The following is a 15,870-nucleotide window of genomic DNA, read 5'->3' as shown; positions in this document are numbered from 1 at the left end:
CGACGCGCAAAATCGGACTGCTTCCTTTGCATAGCTGGAGTGTCCAATTGTGCATTGCAACAATACCGGCCGGACCCCATCTTTTGCTCATCAGAGAGAAAACGAAAGCGAGCAAGACGATGGCTACCACAACTTACCACAAGGGTTTCATCGGCCGTGCGTTCGCAGTTCTCGGCGCTGCCAGCGCTGCCGCCGCCGCTGTCGAAGGTCACCGCCGCCCGAAGGCAAGCGACCTGCGCACCCTCGGCATCGACCCGGCAAACTTCCCGGACACGCGCCGCGGCTAATGAATTCCGGCGCCTAACGGACGCCTTATCCTCCCAAGGATGAAAAACGGCTCGGGATCCCAAGGATCACCGGGCCGTTGCTATGTTGGAAAAGCGCGTCCCTACCTCATCGGCTTAGCGAACGCCTTCAACCCGCTGGCAGCGTACGCAGGACATAACGACGCGTCGCGCAACGTCGCCTCATTTCTTCGCGCGATAGATCAATACTGGTATCGTCGAATGAGCCAGCACCTTGGCAGCTACGCTGCCGAGCATCAGGCTTCCGACACCACCGCGACCATGCGACGCCATGATGATGAGATCGGCATCTTTGTGTATCGCCTGGTCGATGATTGCGCGGTAGACCTCGTGGCTGCTGACCTGCTCCGTCTGGCACGCCACGCCTTCCGCCTCTGCCTTGCGCGCCAAAGCCGCGAGCATTTCCGCGGCATGCTTGCTGGCCAGCGTCTCGTATTCGTCGCGCGTGCCCGACACCTGCTCGGGATCCACCGAAAAAAGATGGAATGGTTCGGTAACGGCAAGCATGGTCACTTTTGCGCTGGCCTCCTTCGCGAAGGCTATGCCTGCATCGACCGCGATTGTTGCCAACGGCGAACCGTCGGTGGGTATAAGAATATTGCGAAACATGGGATCCTCCTTCTCCAAGTTTCATTCAAGCCTACCGCCATCAGCGGCTTATTCCTTGATCCCGATCAACGTTCCGGACTTCAGCACGGAGACGCCGACTACGCCCTGAGGGGTGCCTTGCCATCCTGGATAAAGCAGCCCGCGCTCGCGAGATCGCGAAGCAGTTTTGCATTTTGGCGAAGCCTCTTAGCGCCCTTTGCCGAAGAGGAAGAAATCCCGCAGTCGCCGGCGCAGGATGTAGGACCAGGGCACCTCGGCATCGATCGCCTCGTAGCCGGCTTGCGTCAGCGAGAACTCGACACGGCCGCCGTCTCCTTCTCTTCGGGAAATGTATTGCATGTTGAGGGCGCGAAAGACCGCCGCATGCAGTTCTCGTGGCCAATGGACTTCGTCGGCCGGCACCCGATAGGCACCAGCCCTGTAAAGCTCCTCAAGCACATTCCTTAAATCACTGGCCAGCATTGAATGTTTATCCGGCGCGGCGCGCAGTTTGGCAATGCGCGGCACGACGACCCAACGAGATAGGTCGAGGTTTCCAGCGCCGTTCCTGAACATCTGTCGGCTGCGCGCCGGCTTGGCCTCCTCGGCCGAAGCCGACGAGCGCCACGTGCAAAAGCAAGCTTGGCCATGCGAGTGCGGAAATGAACCGCAGATACCGGCGCCGACGCGACCGATTTGGGTCAATCTGACGAAGGCCTCGGGCTGTAGGAATCTTACCCCGCCAGCATACGTGCGAGCATATTTCTGATGTGGTCCTGCGCGCCGTAGAAAATTGCTGCGACAACGATTGCGCGGCTATGCTCCACCGGAAGAAACCAAATAGCTGCCTTGTCCCGCCGAAGAAACCGGATCCCGGGATGAATATCGGGGCGCAGAGTCCCGATATATGGCGTATCGACGAGACAATCGATTTCGACACGCAATTTGCGGATCCGTTCAGCGGTACGCTCCACCGCCTCGTCAGGCGCGTCCCCGAGTTCGACATAGGCGTCGAACAGATGATCGAAGATCAACTCGAAATCGCGTTCGGCATCCTCAGAATATTCAAGAGTCCACACGAACAACCCGTCGCTTCCGCTCAATCATTGCTGCGACGCGGCTTTCCATTTCCGTTGCAGAAATCACTGGTCCGTTCAATCGCCGCTGGACCAATTCGCGAAGCGCTGCCGTTTCGACGGCCTCAGTTTCGGTCTTTTGGCGAAGCAGTTCCAGGCCCTGTTGAAGAACGGAACTCATGCTGGAATACCGGCCGCTCTCCACCAGCGAACGGGCAAACGAATCCTGCTGCTCGGTCAGCGAGATCGACGATTTCACACTCATCGGCTTAACTCCTTTGGACCTAACTTGCTACTCAGTAGTACATTTGTCAATCTGATGAGATGCCCATCAAGGTGGCAGCGCCAAGGACGTCGGCCCGGATCATCTCAATGACCAGGAAGTGGCGCACTTAGTCGAGCGACCGCAGATTGCCGTCGGTCGCGGGTGGCGCCCCCGCCGAGCTTGAGCGGGTCTAGCGTCTTCGGCGCAGATCGACGAGCGATATGTGCAAAGCAACTGGGGCACGTTCCGGACGAAGTGACTTAGGTCACGGCTAGCGACAAAGTCGTTCATTCAGAAACGACAAAAATGTATCCGAACCTTTCCTTTAATCCCTCCGTTCGGGATGCGAAATTGCTTCCCGTCGCATGACGTCGACAATTCCACGGAGAGCGGCGATGGAGAGCACACCCAGATACATTTCACTCGCGGAAGTGAAGCGCCTCGGCGTCTGTCTCGAGGCCTCGTCTCGCGGGGACGCGCTTCAAGGGGACAACCCTGGCAACGAGTTTGGGACAGGCCCCTGTCGGAGCCCCTCGATAACGATAGCGCGCACGGCGAACTCCAACGTCAGCAGATGAATTTGGTCGCAAGCGTGCGGCGTGGCCGCACTTTCGATCGTCTCGGCACCGTGCCCGGCAGGTGGTTCGCCTTCGAAGGCACGAACGCACTCTTTGAGGGATATCGGTGAGTGCCGTCGCGCCACCCCCACGCTCCCATGGCAACGGTCATCCGTAAGGCGTGATGTAGATTTCTGTTGCGCGAAATCGACCATCCATTCGCTTGCATTGAACAATGACATCGATCGAGACCTTCAGCAGTTGGTCGATGCCTTCGCGATCCAAATTACGTCCCCCTTCGGACTCCTTCACAAGCAGCGCCAATTGTCCGAAGGCGAGCTCGGCGGAATCGGCATGCACGGTCGTTATCGAACCGGGGTGACCGGAGTTGACGTTGCGGATGTAGTAGTATGCGGTACCGTCACGCAGCTCCTGCAGCAAAATGCGGTCCGGTCGCATCCGGAGGCATGACTCCAATAGTTCTTTCGGGCCGGCGGCCGAAAGTCCCTGCGCACCTTTCGAATAGAACAGGCGTACGTGATTGGGCTGCGGAATAATGAGTTCGGGGGTGTCCTCGATCGAAATTATCCGCTCATGCTCCGGGATGTGCTTGATCAGCGCCTTCGAGAGCGTCGTCTTGGCCGATCCGGTTGCACCCGAGATGATGATGTTTTTCCTTGCAATGACGGCTTGCCGCAGAAACTCCTTGAAGCGGCCGGCACGGTATAGCGCCAGTAAATCCTGGTCCTGCGTCGCGGCGCCGTCGCTGGCCGCTCGCGTCTCGGAGAAAAAGTCTCTCTCCTCCAGGTCGTCGAGCGTGAACGTGACCGAGGATGGCTTTCGGATGGTGATGCTGACGGTGTTCCTGGTGGTCGCGGGCGGAATGACGACCTGGATCCGTTCGTCCCCCGGCAGCGTTGCCGATAGGATCGGTCGCGTTTCATCGATGGATTGATGGGAGAAACTCGCCACGGCCCGGGCAAGGCGCAGCAACTTTTCGAAGGTTAGCTCCGGCAGATCATGGATCCGCCAACCACCGGATCCTTCCGTCAGCACCTGCCCGGGCCGATTGACGATCACTTCGTAGAGCGACTTGTCATTCAGGAACGGCGCGAACGGAGAGAGCAGTTCACGAACGACCGCCGCGTCAGGCCCTTCGGTCATCGCCCTACCCTACTTCGTCACGAGCGCCGACCGCGGGCTGAGGTCCCCCAGCACTGCCCGGTCCAGAATTTTGTTCCTCGGCTCGGTCACCCGCAATCCATAGACACCGGAAAAGTCGAGATCGCGGGCCACGAAGATCGAGACGAGCTCGCCTTGGTGTTTGTTAAGCGTCGGCGGAATATTGATCGACTGCTCGACGGCAATCGCGGCGGCCTGTTGGCCGGCGCTGGTCGTGTTCTGAGCGTTGACGTCGCTGTCCTGCAGACGGCTGCTGGCATAGCTCGTAGCGTCGCCCACGATCGAAAGGAGAAGCGCACTTCCGAACCGCTCCCACCAGTGGGTGTTGATATAGCCGTCGACGCCGGCCCGGCCGAGGGCATCCGTCGCCGGCGAGGCCAATGTGACGATGACGCCGGTCGGGGTTTTCGCACGGTTCCAGAGCACGAAGAGGCGCTTCTGTCCTCGCTGTAGGCCGCCGCGATACTCGCCAAGAACTTGGGTGCCTTTCTCCATCAGCACGACCCGGCCATTGTCCGAAAGGACATCCCGGTTGATCACGCAGCTTGTGAAGCCAGGCTGATCAGATGCTAGTGCTGTCTCCAGGACACAGGGTATCGAGGTTCCCATCGCAACGATGAAGTTTCGATTGCCGAGCGTGCCGGCGCGCGAGCCCTCGAGCTTGGTCGGCCGTAGCAACCCAGTGAACCGTTGTTCATCGGCATTGGCCGCGTTCGGGTTCATCATGTTTCCATCGAGCGGCAGGAAATTGGTGTCCTCGGACATAAGTCGATCTGCGGTCTCATGGTGCGATGTCGTGTTCTTCGGTCCACCGCTGAAGGCCATGACCGGAGCCCGGCGCGCCGAGTCGAGCAGCGGATCTTCGTCCTCCACCTCCTCAGGCGCGAGAGGGGTTGGCAGCTTCACTTCCGGCACGGCTTGGGCCGGCTCCACCTTTTCCTTAACCGGCTCGAAGTTTGCCGTTTGCCGGATGACAACCCGCTCGGCCCTCGTTGTGTCCGTCGGAGTCTTCTCGCCGCTCATCGACCACAGGGCAAAGGCGATAAAGGTAACGATGGCCAGCGCAACCGCGCCGCGCCTCAAGACGGGATTGCTGTCGATCTTCCCCCCGGAAACGGTTTCGGCACGTTCCCCCGGTATCCGGCTTTCATCTTCCTGAACCATGACAGCTTCCTATCGCGTCACCCCGGCGTCGGTTCGAACGATGCGCTCGACCGACGGCGAGGTCGTGTGGGTGTCCGGGTTGATACCTGCCCGATCGTAGGCCTCATTGAAGACGCAGAGCACGTCCCGTCCCCTGCGCAGGATGAACTTCCGGCCGATCGCATGGACCAGGACAAGATTGCCATCTACCGATTTCGGCACCAGGCTTTCACTGCCGTCTGAGTTCTCGATGTAGATCGCGGGCATTTCCTGATTGCCGACGAAGGCAAACGTCGTGACCTTGCCATTGTCGTAGACCGAGTGCGGCTCCAGCGCCCGGGAGCCTTGCGCCGAGTAGCGCCAATTTCGCGGACCATAGGCCTCATGAATGGCCAGCACCTTGTCGGCCTCCTTTGCCTGCGAAGCGATCGCTCGCGCCGCCGCGGCCTGACGCTGCCGTTCAACTTCGTCGGCCGGATAGCGGTATTTGACGTAAAAGTAAGTGTTTTGCCCCACCTCCACCGCGCCATCTCGCACTGTCAGTTCCATTTGGTAGCTTCGAGTCGAGCTGTCGCGCCGGGTGGTGACGACAGAGAGATTGGTGACTGGCTGATTTTCCCGGGGTTTGAGAAACAGGATGTTGCCTGCCGGCGCGACCTCCCAGGCGACACTGTTGCCAAGCGCAACATGCGCGATCTCCTCGTCGGCCGCGAACTCCACCTGCACCGAAGAACGCAATGAGCCGATGATGCGAGTGATGTTGTAGGGCTGGTAATCGACAAAACGAACACGGCTGTCGTGCGATGCGCCGCGCGGGATTTCGAGGGCGAGCACCGTGGAGGCGGAGGTCGTAAGGAGGAGGGTGGCGATAAAGATAGTCCGCATCAGTTGATGGCCTCCGGATCGGCTCGGTATTCGCCGACCGCAAAACCGAGAGGATTCACCAGCCGATCCGTCGACGACATCGGCGCGTTTGCATAGGAGAAGGTGAGCGTCGCAACCCAATGGGTTGTCCGGACTTCTTCCCCGCGGGTGATCGTGCGCATGTAGCGGACGGATACGACATGCGGGTTGATCAGCGAGATCGAGGCGATGCTGATGCGTGCAGTGGCGCCGCGCCCGTAGGTGTTCTGTGGCGACTCCGGATTGCTGCCGCGATAATGCGCCGAAAACCGAGCCTGCTCCGGCTGCGTAGACAGCAAGGCGACGGTGCGGAAGTTCTCCTCCGCCTCGCTCCAGATATAGCCTTCGCGAGCGCGCACGTACTTCGCGGCAAAGTACTTGGTTACGGCCTCATCATACGTACCGGCCGTAGACGTCAATGCCGAGACGACATCGACGATTCCCGTCGAATTGTCGACCCGCACGACAAACGGCTCAATCGTTTTCAGCGGCGTGAGGCCGGCGACGGCAAATATCGAAGCACCCGCAAGGATGCCGGCCACGATGGCCACGGACCAGGCGATGCGTGCCGAGCGCTCGACCTGGATCATGCGGTCCTGGTCGAAACGCCGCGCCCTCTCGAAATATGACTTGAGTTCGTCCCCGGAGACCATAGCGTCACCCTTTGCACGAACGATAAGAAGCGTCGATGTCGAGATGGGCGAAGGCGGGAGGTTCCCTGCCCTCTTCGACATAAGCTGTCGCGACGGACTGAGAGGTCGCCGGTCCCGCATCGGACTGTTTCTGTTTGAGGCTGCTATTGTCTTCCCACTGCCACATCGAGCGATTGAGGGGGCGGCGGGAGTAGCCATCGCATTTCGGGAGCGGATACGTCAGCGATGCGCAGCCGCTTAAGGCGACCGCTATGCAGAGCAGCGGAAAGGTTCTGATCATTCCTGAAGAGCCTTTTTCTTGTTTGTGCGAAAAGCGTCACGATCCGGAGCCTTTCGAGCTGAAGGTTCGACCAATGGCGCGGACACCCCGTCCGGTCGCACGGGCGGTATGGGACGCCGCCCAGGCAAGCGTGCTTTCGTGGGCGTCGCGTGCAGCGCCGTAGCCGTAGGTCAACGACGCGCCGCCGGCGGCAAGCGCTGAAGCGATGTTCGGAAGCTGATAGAAGACATAGAGAGCAGCGAGGCAGATGGCGCACAGCGCGGTTGGACGCATCAGCACGTCGCTGTATCCTTCGATCGCCGTGAAGGTGGTGTCTATGCACGTGATCAGCAGAGAGCCTACGGCGACAACGAGGACCTGGAGGATCACGAAGTTCGCAAGCTGTCCGATCCAGGCCTCGGTGAAGCGACGCGTCGCCTGGAACATGGCGAGCGCCACGAAGATCGGGCCGATCGCGAGCACGATGGCAAGCGCCAGCCGCGCATAGAGCGAGACGATGTAGCCGATCGCCGCGACGATGAAGCTCGCGCCGATCACCATCATGCCCCCGACGCCGGTGACGATATCGACCGGCCAGGAGGCACGTGACCAAATATCGGTGGCTGCGGCCTGCCCCTTGTCGAGCAGGCTGTCGAAGGTCGATGCGCTCGGCGCCGTGCCGGTGTTAAGGGCTCGCGAGATTTCCTTCGGGAGCGTGTCGAAGAAGATGCTCGTGACATAGGTCTGGTACTCGCCGGCGTTCTTCACCAGCATCACCATGATGGCGAGCTTGATCGCCCGAAACGCGAAGTCGAGGATCGGTTCCTGGACCGAGCCGCGAAGAACGAGATAGCCGTAGAGCACGATATAGAGGGTAACCGCTGCCGTCAGAGGGCCCGCGACCCACTCGGAGATGTTCGACGTTCCGGTGGAGATGAAGGTCTCCAGCGGTGTCTTGAACTGCTCGTCGACGAAGCTGAACACCTCATACATGACATCACGCTCCCAACGACTGTCGCATGCGCTGGAGCCGGAGCTTGCCGTCGGCGCTTTCCGCGTTCCTGCAGTTTGCGGTGTCGCGGAACTCGCCTGGATTGTTGCGGCACTTCGTGACGATTCCGGAAAGCAGCGCTTCGTCCGCCACTAGTTCTTCAATCGTGTAGGTTCTCTCCTGCTCCGAGCACGCGGCCAGGCCAAGCATCGTCAGAAGAAGGAGCGATCTTCTCATTGCAGGGCCGCCTTGATCGCATCCATGCGCTGGCGCCAGTCCTCGGCCTTGCGCTGTTCATCCACCTGGGCCTGCGCCTGCTGCACCATGCGCAAGCCTTCCATTCGCAGCAAATCGGTCTGAAGGAAGGCCTGCTCGGCTTGAAGTCGCGCCTGCAGGTCAGCGATATCCTTGGCGTCACTTGCCGTCGATATCTTCTCACGCAGCTGGTCGATGCCGTCGATACGGTTGGTCGCGGCGTCATAAATCTGCTGACCGAGGCTCATCTGACCGGCGTTCTTGTTCTGGATGCGCGAAAGCTCCTGCGCGTAGAAGTCGTCGGCGTTGCTCCGATAGGTCGTATTACCCTCAAGGAATTTTGAGGCCGAGTCACCGAAGACGCCCGTGCCGTTGCCCTTGAACAGGCCCTCGATGGCACTGAAGTCCTCCGGTAGCGCTTTACGAATGGCCGGATCGTTCAAGACGCTGGCAACATCTGCCATATCGGTTAGCTTGTTGAGCGAACCGTAGAGCTGCTGTGCCTGCTCGATCTGCTGATTGAGCGCATCGAGTTGCGACTTGAGCTCAGCGATCGTCTCGATGTGCTTGGCGATCGCCGTCTGGTCGATCACCGGAATCCCCTGCCCTGCCGCACCGCTGGCGGAAAGGATGAGCGCAGAGGCAATCACCGCACCATTAATTCGAAAGGAAGCCATCAGCTCGCACTCCTTCTTTGCTGGAAAACGGGAAGCCAATCCTTGGCATCGTTGCCTACCTCGGTACGGATCGCGTCGGCAAATTCGACATTGGCGGTTCGTCCGGAGAGGATGGCGAGTTCGTCGTCGAAGCCCTTGAGGTTCAGCTCGGCGACGACGCTGTTATGTCCCTGCTTCAACACGAACCGCCGGCTCTCGACGGAGAGCTCGCGCGCGACCAGCTCGAACTCGCGCTCCGTCAGCTTGAAGCCATGGACATAGTCGGCATGATTGCCGCGGGAGTTCGGCAGGAAGATCTGCGTTGGGCATTGCTCGATGATGGTGTGAGCGATCGGCGAAACGATCGCATCCCGTGGACTCTGCGTCGCAAAGAGCATGAGTCCGTTCTGCTTGCGGATCGTCTTCAGCTTGTTCTGGGCGAGAGCCCGGAACCCTTCGTCCTGGAGTGCCTTCCAGAACTCATCGATGACGATGATGATCCGCCGGCCATCGATCAATTGCTCGACGCGATGGAAAAGGTAGGCCATCAGCGGGGGCCGGATTTCCTCGTTGTCGAGAAAGTCGGTCATGTCGTAGCCCACGAACTTGCCGCCGCTGCCGAATTCGCCCAAACCGATATCCTCGATGACATTGTCGAAGACCCAACCGAGCGGACCTCCGCTCTCCCACCGCCGCAGCCTTGCGGCAATCCCTTCGGGATCGGTGTTATTGAGGAAGGTCCTGAGCGCGCCGATCGTCCGACGCCCGACCGGCAGGTCGGCGAGGCCGTCAATGGCGGCGGCAATGTCGCGCAGTTCTGTCACGGTCAATTCCCGCGTTGCCGAGCCGACAAGCTTGCCGATCCAGCGCGTCAGGAACACCTTGTTCTCCGGCGTCAGTTCAAGCGCATTCAGGGGAGCGCAGCCGGTCGGGATGCCGTTCTTAAGCGGTAGATAGGTGCCGCCGGCGGCGCGTACGTAGAGATCGGCCCCCCTGTCCTTGTCGAAGAACACCACATGCGGATCATGCTTTTCTAGTTGCGACAGCATGAAGTTGAGGAGCACGGTCTTGCCGGCGCCGGACGGCCCGCAGACGAAGGTGTTGCCGAGATCACCGTAATGGAAGTTGAAGTAGTATGGCGACCCGGACGCCGTCTTGAGCAGGGCGACGGCAGGCCCCCACTCGTTGCCATCCTTCTGGCCGATCGGATGGGAGTGGAAGGGCGACAATGCGGCGAAGTTCCGTGACGTGATCGCGCCGGACCGGGCACGATAGCGGAAATTGCCCGGTAACTGCGCCCACCAGGCCGCCTCAAGGCCAAGATCCTCGCGCGCGACGACTGCGCCGCCACTGGTCAGGCTGGCGCGTGCCTTGGCGAGATTGTCGGTCAACTCCTTCACTGAGGGAGCAAAGACGGAAAGCGTCAGGTGGTGCTCGCCGAGCACGAACCGGTTGGACTCCAGATCGTCCATCGCCTCGTCGAGCTCCACGATCTGCGAGGCCGCCTTGTCGCCGCTGCTGACCATCTGGTTCTGCTTGCGGCCCATGATGACGCGGGCGTCCGCCTTCGATACGAAGGAGAAGGATTGCGCCAGAATTACTTCGAAAGGACTGGTGAGCACACTGTCGAGCATGCCGGTCCGAGTTCTGGCCGGATATTCCTTTAAACTCAGCATGCCGGCAAAGCGACTTTCGGTCTCGTGGCGAATCTCGATCGTCTCGCGGCCGAAGATGACCCGATCGGAGTAGATCACTGAGGCGATGCGACCCTCCGTCAGTGGAACCGGCTCCCGCCGGCCGCCGACGAGCTGGTGCAGCATCTCGCTCGGCTCCGAGAAGATCAGGCCCCTGTGCTCGTAAAGCGACAGCACGCGGGGATCGAAACGTTTCAACGCGGCCGTAACGTCGACGACCTTGTCTCGAAGCTGCTTGAGAGCCTCCTCATCCAATTCGGCAGCCGCCCGACGGGACTGCAACAGACGCGACAAGAACGTCGCTGGCTTGTCGGCCGGGTCGCGTGCAGGAGACCAGTGGATCGTAAGATAAAGATCATTCCGGAACAGCTCTTCGCCCACCATGCGCTCGCGGTATTTGTCGTTGAGCGCGGCCGAAAATGCGGTCGCGAAAATGCCCACGGGATAATCGCCGTCCCGGCGGCGAACGAGATGGGTCCACAGGGCGAGCCGCTCGTCGGCGATGTTCCGATAGAGCGTATTGAGGTCGCGATGGAGAGCGTTCAGATCGAGGGCGTCCGCGGTCTCGAAAGAGACGCCCTCTAATGCGATCATCACCATCAGTGCCCGGGAATCGAGCGCGATTGTCGACTCGTCGACGTGGCGGACGTAGGGAATGAAGGTCTCAGGACCGAGTTCGCGAGATCTGAGTGTGGCGAGGTTAGGCAAGTCCGAAGTCCCTTTCGTCGTAATTTCGCGCGAGCTTTAGGGGGCTAAGCGTCGCTCCGCCCCAATAGCCGCTGTTGCGGGACCGACCGCGTGTCTCTACCCAGGCCAGCAAGATGCGGAACATGTTGTGGTCGTGTTTGACGAGTGCGCGAAACAGCAGATGGAAGACGACGCCAACGAGCGCATAGGCGACCGAGCCTGCGACGATATAGAGGATGGTCGTCAGCATGATATTCATGCCCATGGCTTCCATCGTCACGCCGGCGATCATCGCCGGCCGGGTGCAGGCGATGAACAGCGTGTCTTCCTCAAGGATTGGCCGCGAACTCGCCATGGCGTCAGCTTCCGACGATGGTGTTCACGAGTTCAGTAGCGCCGAAGATGCCGCCAATGCCGATGATCCAGAACCCTGCGCGCCTCAGATCCATGTAGCCGAACATCCAGGCAATGCAGATCACGATCACCGCGATGACGGCCAGAAGCTTGGCGATGTTGCCGGTCAGCATATCGACGATGTTCTGCAGCACGGTCTCGATGCCGGCGGCCTGCGCGAAAGCAGGTTCGACCATGGATGCCACGATGGCCGCTGCCATCACGGCGGATGCGGCGATCGGGCGGATACGGGCGCTGAAAATCATTCACTCTCCTCCATTTGACTATTCTGAAACACGAGGACGGAGGACCTCCGTCTCGAACTGAAAACGTCCCAGGACGGCACCGACACCGTTTGATCCGCCTGGGCCTCGTCCTTCCCAGCATCGTCGATCGCCTCGACAAGAGGAGCTTCGTTGAGCTCCCTCCCCCGCCAACCATCTTCGATCATGAGAGTCGTGATGGTTGTGGCGAGCCGGCTTTTTTCCCGGCGGACCTGCACATCGTACCTGACCATCGCGCCGATAGAGGGATCGTCCCGTCCGTAGTAGGAGTGCAGCATCAACTGTTCGGCTCGGTTCGGGTCCGCGCCGGCTTTCACCGCCAGGCGGTAGTATCTGTCGAGCAGCGTCGCCGTGGCCCGAAGGTTGAGGCACGGGTCGAAGGCATCTGAAATCGAAAGGTTGAGCTTGCGGAGTTCTTCGATGCCGATGCCGCCGAGACCGAGCTGGATGTCCTGCCGGCCGGCTGCCAATGACGTGGCGATTACGATCGCCTCCACCTTGGTCGTGGGCTGCTTCGAGAGTGGTGCGCCGCTGTTGACCCGGATGGCGAAGGGTTCGAACCGGCTTTCAAGGCTGACGATGGCGGCGAGTGTCTCCGCTGCAACTATGGGCGCGCACGTTTGCGCCAAATCGAGGAAAGCAACAGGCATGCTCAGTACCACACTCGTTGCTTGCCAACACCGTCGATGGTCACGTCGATGTAATGGGGTTGCGGGCGGACATTCGGTCGCGTCGTCACGTAGTGGCATGGCCTACGGCCGTCTCTCCGCCGCCACGCTGCCGACGAGGTCATCCAATCATCGGTGGAGGAGCATTCAGCGTTCGAGAGGGTCTGTGGCGTGGTCGAGATACAACTCGCTTCGAGCCCGCGGTCTCCATACCGCGTCGTCAGGCGATAACCGTTATTGCAGTAATAGGGCTCGAATCGGGGACGCGAGGTCTGAAACCCAACGCCGCTGCAGGTGGGAAAGGAGCGCCCTTTTGCAAGTGCGCGCCAGAGCTTGTGGATTGGCGCCCGGCACTCCGCATATTGCGTCGGACCACTCGGATTGGAAAGGCACAGGATAACCTGGCAACCCCATTCAGCCGCTCGCGCTTTACTGTCGAAAACAAGATAGAATGGCGCTAGACTGGCTGCAGCGACAAATGCCCATGCGAGAGACTTATTCATGACCACCACCCTTCACTGACGCGATTGTGTGCAATCCTAACAAGCAAGCAAATCCGCGACGCGTTTTACACTCATATATCTGATAGTATAAAAGATGGCAAGCCCACTCAATGCTCATTGGCAAAGCCAGCTGTTTTCGGCTTACGCTTTGCAAGAAGTTTTCGACAAACCGGTTGAGGGAGAAACGCCACAATCGCGTTTAAAGCAGGTCGGAATGATGACGGTGCTCTACATGATGCATCAGAGCCACGAAAAGCTAACGCTTTCAAATATTGTCAAAATCACCGGATTGACGCGCAATGCCGTGGCGGAATCGATCGATCCACTCGTTGAACGCGGCATATTGACCGAAACGATCGTAAAGAATTCAATGGGGCGCGGAACTGCCCGACAGTTTGAGTTCTGTCCGGAAGTTTTCGATCTCCTAAGGTTGAGCCCGGAGCAGCGGGCGCGCGGAGCATAATAGATTATTTGTGACACTAATCCGGCTCACGAGCTCCCAAAATGTGATGAATATGAATCGATGGTGCCAACCAGAGGTTCGCGATGGGTTCAGCGATCTCGTTACGAGGAGATTTTGATGGGAAACTTCTGCGGCGTCTGGCACGCCTGACAAAGGATGCCGACCCGGCACGTCGACTAGCGGATTTTTTCTGTCGATCGACCATATGAAGGCGTCCCATAGCGCGCAATCTCACGCGGATATTCGTTGCGATTTCTAGGAACTACGCGCCAGTTACCACAACGCAAGCATCTCTCTGTGTCGCCCGCCCGCTAACGACAACAACGGCTCCAATAGAGCCAGTCGATCGAGTGCTGCCCATTATGCGGCGCACCTATGCGATCGAAGTCGCAAGTCGGCCGACGAACACGCTGGCTATAGCGTGGCAGCGATCTTCGTGGCAGCGAAGCGTTCGCGAAGCCATTTCGCCGCCGGCCCGCAAGCTCGTTGTTTGTGCCAGATCATTTCCAGTGCGACGGGAAACTGGCCATCGCCGAACTGGAGCTCCGGAGTGACAAGATAAGGTGCATGCGGTGAATATGCTATGACGTGGTCAGGAACAAGCGCCCAACCGATTCCTTGCCTGACCAACTGCAATATGACCCATTGGCTTTCGACCCACCAGACTTCCGCGGCCGTCCGCAACCGCTGTCTTTCCGGTCCCTCGCTCCGCACGGCAACCATAATCTGCCGGTGACGCTTCAGTTCTTCCCAGTCGATATGGGCGTTCGCCAGCGGGTGATCCTTTGAGCACACCATTTTCAGAGGAATCCAGCCAAGAGTCTGGAACCCAAGTTCTGGAGGCAGTTTCTCCTGGCGCCACAAGATGCCAATGTCGGCTTTTCCGTCCAATACGAGGCGGCTCACGTCCTTCATCATCGGAAATAGGAGCTCGAGTTCAACATGCGGGAAACAAGCTGCAAACTCCGAGAAAAGCGCGCCCAATTCCCGGTCGGGGTAGAGTTCGTCGATGGCGGCGACCAGGCGCGTCTCGACATGAGCCTCGAAGCTGCTAGCGACGCCGATCAGGTGTTCCCGACGATCCAGGATCACCTTGGCTTCAAGAAGGAGCCGTTCCCCCGCCGTTGTAAGTGAGGGATTCCGTCCCGACCGGTCGAACAGGTCGAGACCAAGATCCTCCTCAAGATTTGCGACTTGGGTGCTCACGGCCGACTGCGCTTTTCGCAAAGCGCGGCCTGCGGCAGAGAAGGAACCATGCTCTGCGGCCGCAACGAATGCTTGCAATTGTTCCAGGGAAACGGGCATCTATCTACAATCCAGATATAACCTAACTTGATCCACTGCATGATGCAGATAGAAATGGCGCGGTCAACGCCGCACCAAGAGGGAAGGCTTCGACTAGCGTACGTCACGCTGGCCGGACTTTTCGTGGCGCTTGAGTCGTGGTCGCGGAGTGCGCGAACGGGCACCGATGAGGAAGCATACAGGTCCGCGCCGTGCCGGGGCTGTCGCTCGCCGGATCAGACGAATCAAGGATCGTTTGTTCTTATCTTGGTCCTGCCAATCAGTGGGAGATGGAACATGGACGCGAAGTCCGTAGTCGCAAGAGCGTATATCAGACAACTGGTGTTAACCGGCGGACTTGCTGCCGGGTCGGGAATTGACGTAACGGAGATTGCCCGGGCCCTAAATATCAGTGCGGTCCCCGTGAGGGAGGCGCTAATCCGGTTGGCGGAGCGACGATTCATTCGCGGCGGCGCGAGGCAAACCTATCACGTTCATAAGCCCTTGCAGCGCGAACAACTCGATGCCCTCATGTGGGCTCGGTCGCTCTTTCAGAAGGCGGTAGAGAAATTCCTGCTGCGCGAGGACCGAGAATTCCTCATCGCGAGTATTCAGATGGCTGCGGCGGGAAAGGACGAACTGCATCCTTCCATATTTTGCTTCCGTATCGCAGACGCCATCGGGAAGTTCAGCCTTTCGGACATCGAGTATCTTCTGTTCTCGATCGCACTGGATAATCTTTTGCTCACCCCGCCCAACGAGTGTGACGCGGAATTCACAGATTTGAAGGCGACCGCCCGCAGGATAATTGAGCTTATCGTCAGTGCTGGCGATATTGAGGACATCTCAAATCAGGTCCATCGGATGTCTTCCACGGTAGAGCGGATAATATCGCTTGCCCACACTCAGAATGCGGCCGAACGGCTGTTCAAGGAGAGCTGAGAAGGCACAGCTTTGCAAAACCTTCCATTCGCCCCCTCTCCTCCCTCAACCGGAGCCACGGCGCTATGACGACGGGCGCCGGCGTGAACGCCTGAACGTAACCGCTGAGCTAGATCGAT

At 59.4% G+C, this 15,870-nt stretch carries 21 protein-coding genes and 1 pseudogene; 4 read left to right on the top strand and 18 right to left on the bottom strand.

The window, feature by feature from the left end; all coding sequences use genetic code 11:
• Window positions 1–119 precede the first annotated feature (119 nt).
• Complete coding sequence (locus V7S54_RS29465) at window positions 120–287, top strand: hypothetical protein (protein WP_089045897.1); 168 nt, start codon at window positions 120–122, stop codon at window positions 285–287.
• A gap of 180 nt (window positions 288–467) precedes the next feature.
• Here the strand turns inward: V7S54_RS29465 and V7S54_RS29460 are convergent, their stop codons facing one another.
• Both V7S54_RS29460 and V7S54_RS29455 read right to left on the bottom strand, forming a co-directional pair.
• Window positions 468–914, bottom strand: coding sequence for a universal stress protein (locus V7S54_RS29460; protein ID WP_336409560.1), 447 nt, complete (start codon window positions 912–914; stop codon window positions 468–470).
• Between the two features lie 186 nt (window positions 915–1,100).
• Complete coding sequence (locus tag V7S54_RS29455; RefSeq protein ID WP_336409597.1) at window positions 1,101–1,469, bottom strand: hypothetical protein; 369 nt, start codon at window positions 1,467–1,469, stop codon at window positions 1,101–1,103.
• A gap of 7 nt (window positions 1,470–1,476) precedes the next feature.
• On the opposite strand from V7S54_RS29455, the pseudogene V7S54_RS29450 reads away from it, so the two are divergent.
• A pseudogene (locus V7S54_RS29450) lies at window positions 1,477–1,662 on the top strand (hypothetical protein); the annotation flags it as partial.
• Here the strand turns inward: V7S54_RS29450 and V7S54_RS29445 are convergent.
• The 15 genes from V7S54_RS29445 to V7S54_RS29375 form a co-directional block, all read right to left on the bottom strand.
• Window positions 1,628–1,978, bottom strand: coding sequence for a type II toxin-antitoxin system RelE/ParE family toxin (locus V7S54_RS29445; protein ID WP_336409559.1), 351 nt, complete (start codon window positions 1,976–1,978; stop codon window positions 1,628–1,630). The pseudogene V7S54_RS29450 and the gene V7S54_RS29445 sit on opposite strands and share 35 nt — an antisense overlap.
• Complete coding sequence (locus V7S54_RS29440) at window positions 1,959–2,234, bottom strand: type II toxin-antitoxin system ParD family antitoxin (protein WP_336409558.1); 276 nt, start codon at window positions 2,232–2,234, stop codon at window positions 1,959–1,961. The genes V7S54_RS29445 and V7S54_RS29440 overlap by 20 nt, the downstream gene beginning before the upstream one ends.
• A 725-nt stretch (window positions 2,235–2,959) precedes the next feature.
• The gene (virB11, locus tag V7S54_RS29435) at window positions 2,960–3,955 is read right to left on the bottom strand and encodes a P-type DNA transfer ATPase VirB11 (RefSeq protein WP_336409557.1); all 996 of its coding nucleotides are present in this window, start codon (window positions 3,953–3,955) and stop codon (window positions 2,960–2,962) included.
• Window positions 3,956–3,964: 9 nt separating this feature from the next.
• Complete coding sequence (gene virB10 / locus V7S54_RS29430; RefSeq protein ID WP_336409556.1) at window positions 3,965–5,137, bottom strand: type IV secretion system protein VirB10; 1,173 nt, start codon at window positions 5,135–5,137, stop codon at window positions 3,965–3,967.
• Between the two features lie 9 nt (window positions 5,138–5,146).
• The gene (gene virB9, locus V7S54_RS29425) at window positions 5,147–6,001 is read right to left on the bottom strand and encodes a P-type conjugative transfer protein VirB9 (RefSeq protein ID WP_336409555.1); all 855 of its coding nucleotides are present in this window, start codon (window positions 5,999–6,001) and stop codon (window positions 5,147–5,149) included.
• Window positions 6,001–6,672: a virB8 family protein gene (locus V7S54_RS29420; RefSeq protein WP_336409554.1), complete on the bottom strand. Its 672-nt coding sequence runs from the start codon at window positions 6,670–6,672 to the stop codon at window positions 6,001–6,003. Before V7S54_RS29420 ends, virB9 begins: the two co-directional genes overlap by 1 nt.
• 4 nt (window positions 6,673–6,676) lie before the next feature.
• A complete protein-coding gene (locus V7S54_RS29415; RefSeq protein ID WP_336409553.1) occupies window positions 6,677–6,952 on the bottom strand; it encodes a hypothetical protein in 276 nt (91 codons plus the stop codon).
• A 36-nt stretch (window positions 6,953–6,988) separates the two neighbouring features.
• Window positions 6,989–7,924 (bottom strand): type IV secretion system protein, encoded by a 936-nt coding sequence (locus V7S54_RS29410; RefSeq protein WP_336409552.1) that lies wholly within the window; start codon window positions 7,922–7,924, stop codon window positions 6,989–6,991.
• A gap of 4 nt (window positions 7,925–7,928) precedes the next feature.
• Window positions 7,929–8,159 (bottom strand): EexN family lipoprotein, encoded by a 231-nt coding sequence (locus V7S54_RS29405; protein ID WP_336409551.1) that lies wholly within the window; start codon window positions 8,157–8,159, stop codon window positions 7,929–7,931.
• A complete protein-coding gene (gene virB5 / locus V7S54_RS29400) occupies window positions 8,156–8,854 on the bottom strand; it encodes a P-type DNA transfer protein VirB5 (RefSeq protein ID WP_336409594.1) in 699 nt (232 codons plus the stop codon). Before virB5 ends, V7S54_RS29405 begins: the two co-directional genes overlap by 4 nt.
• On the bottom strand, window positions 8,854–11,235 hold the full coding sequence (locus tag V7S54_RS29395; protein WP_336409550.1) for a VirB4 family type IV secretion/conjugal transfer ATPase: 2,382 nt from the start codon (window positions 11,233–11,235) through the stop codon (window positions 8,854–8,856). Before V7S54_RS29395 ends, virB5 begins: the two co-directional genes overlap by 1 nt.
• Window positions 11,228–11,569 carry a type IV secretion system protein VirB3 gene (locus tag V7S54_RS29390; RefSeq protein ID WP_058328667.1) on the bottom strand — a complete coding sequence of 114 codons (342 nt, stop codon included), beginning with the start codon at window positions 11,567–11,569 and terminating at the stop codon, window positions 11,228–11,230. The genes V7S54_RS29395 and V7S54_RS29390 overlap by 8 nt, the downstream gene beginning before the upstream one ends.
• Before the next feature lie 4 nt (window positions 11,570–11,573).
• A complete protein-coding gene (locus tag V7S54_RS29385; protein WP_336409549.1) occupies window positions 11,574–11,873 on the bottom strand; it encodes a TrbC/VirB2 family protein in 300 nt (99 codons plus the stop codon).
• Window positions 11,870–12,541: a lytic transglycosylase domain-containing protein gene (locus V7S54_RS29380; protein ID WP_336409593.1), complete on the bottom strand. Its 672-nt coding sequence runs from the start codon at window positions 12,539–12,541 to the stop codon at window positions 11,870–11,872. Before V7S54_RS29380 ends, V7S54_RS29385 begins: the two co-directional genes overlap by 4 nt.
• Window positions 12,542–12,543: 2 nt before the next feature.
• Window positions 12,544–13,062 carry a hypothetical protein gene (locus V7S54_RS29375; protein ID WP_336409548.1) on the bottom strand — a complete coding sequence of 173 codons (519 nt, stop codon included), beginning with the start codon at window positions 13,060–13,062 and terminating at the stop codon, window positions 12,544–12,546.
• 94 nt (window positions 13,063–13,156) lie between these two features.
• On the opposite strand from V7S54_RS29375, the gene V7S54_RS29370 reads away from it, so the two are divergent.
• A complete protein-coding gene (locus V7S54_RS29370) occupies window positions 13,157–13,525 on the top strand; it encodes a MarR family transcriptional regulator (protein ID WP_336409547.1) in 369 nt (122 codons plus the stop codon).
• Window positions 13,526–13,939: 414 nt separating this feature from the next.
• Here the strand turns inward: V7S54_RS29370 and V7S54_RS29365 are convergent, their stop codons facing one another.
• Window positions 13,940–14,830 (bottom strand): LysR family transcriptional regulator, encoded by an 891-nt coding sequence (locus V7S54_RS29365; protein ID WP_336409546.1) that lies wholly within the window; start codon window positions 14,828–14,830, stop codon window positions 13,940–13,942.
• A gap of 276 nt (window positions 14,831–15,106) precedes the next feature.
• On the opposite strand from V7S54_RS29365, the gene V7S54_RS29360 reads away from it, so the two are divergent.
• Complete coding sequence (locus V7S54_RS29360; RefSeq protein ID WP_336409545.1) at window positions 15,107–15,751, top strand: GntR family transcriptional regulator; 645 nt, start codon at window positions 15,107–15,109, stop codon at window positions 15,749–15,751.
• The last annotated feature ends 119 nt before the right edge of the window (window positions 15,752–15,870 follow it).

The sequence above is a fragment of the Ensifer sp. CCNWLY38 genome (assembly GCF_037120565.1).
Taxonomy (GTDB): domain Bacteria; phylum Pseudomonadota; class Alphaproteobacteria; order Rhizobiales; family Rhizobiaceae; genus Ensifer; species Ensifer adhaerens_H.
The sequence above is the reverse complement of the archived record's forward strand: the minus strand, read 5'-3'. Positions and strand labels throughout refer to the sequence as shown.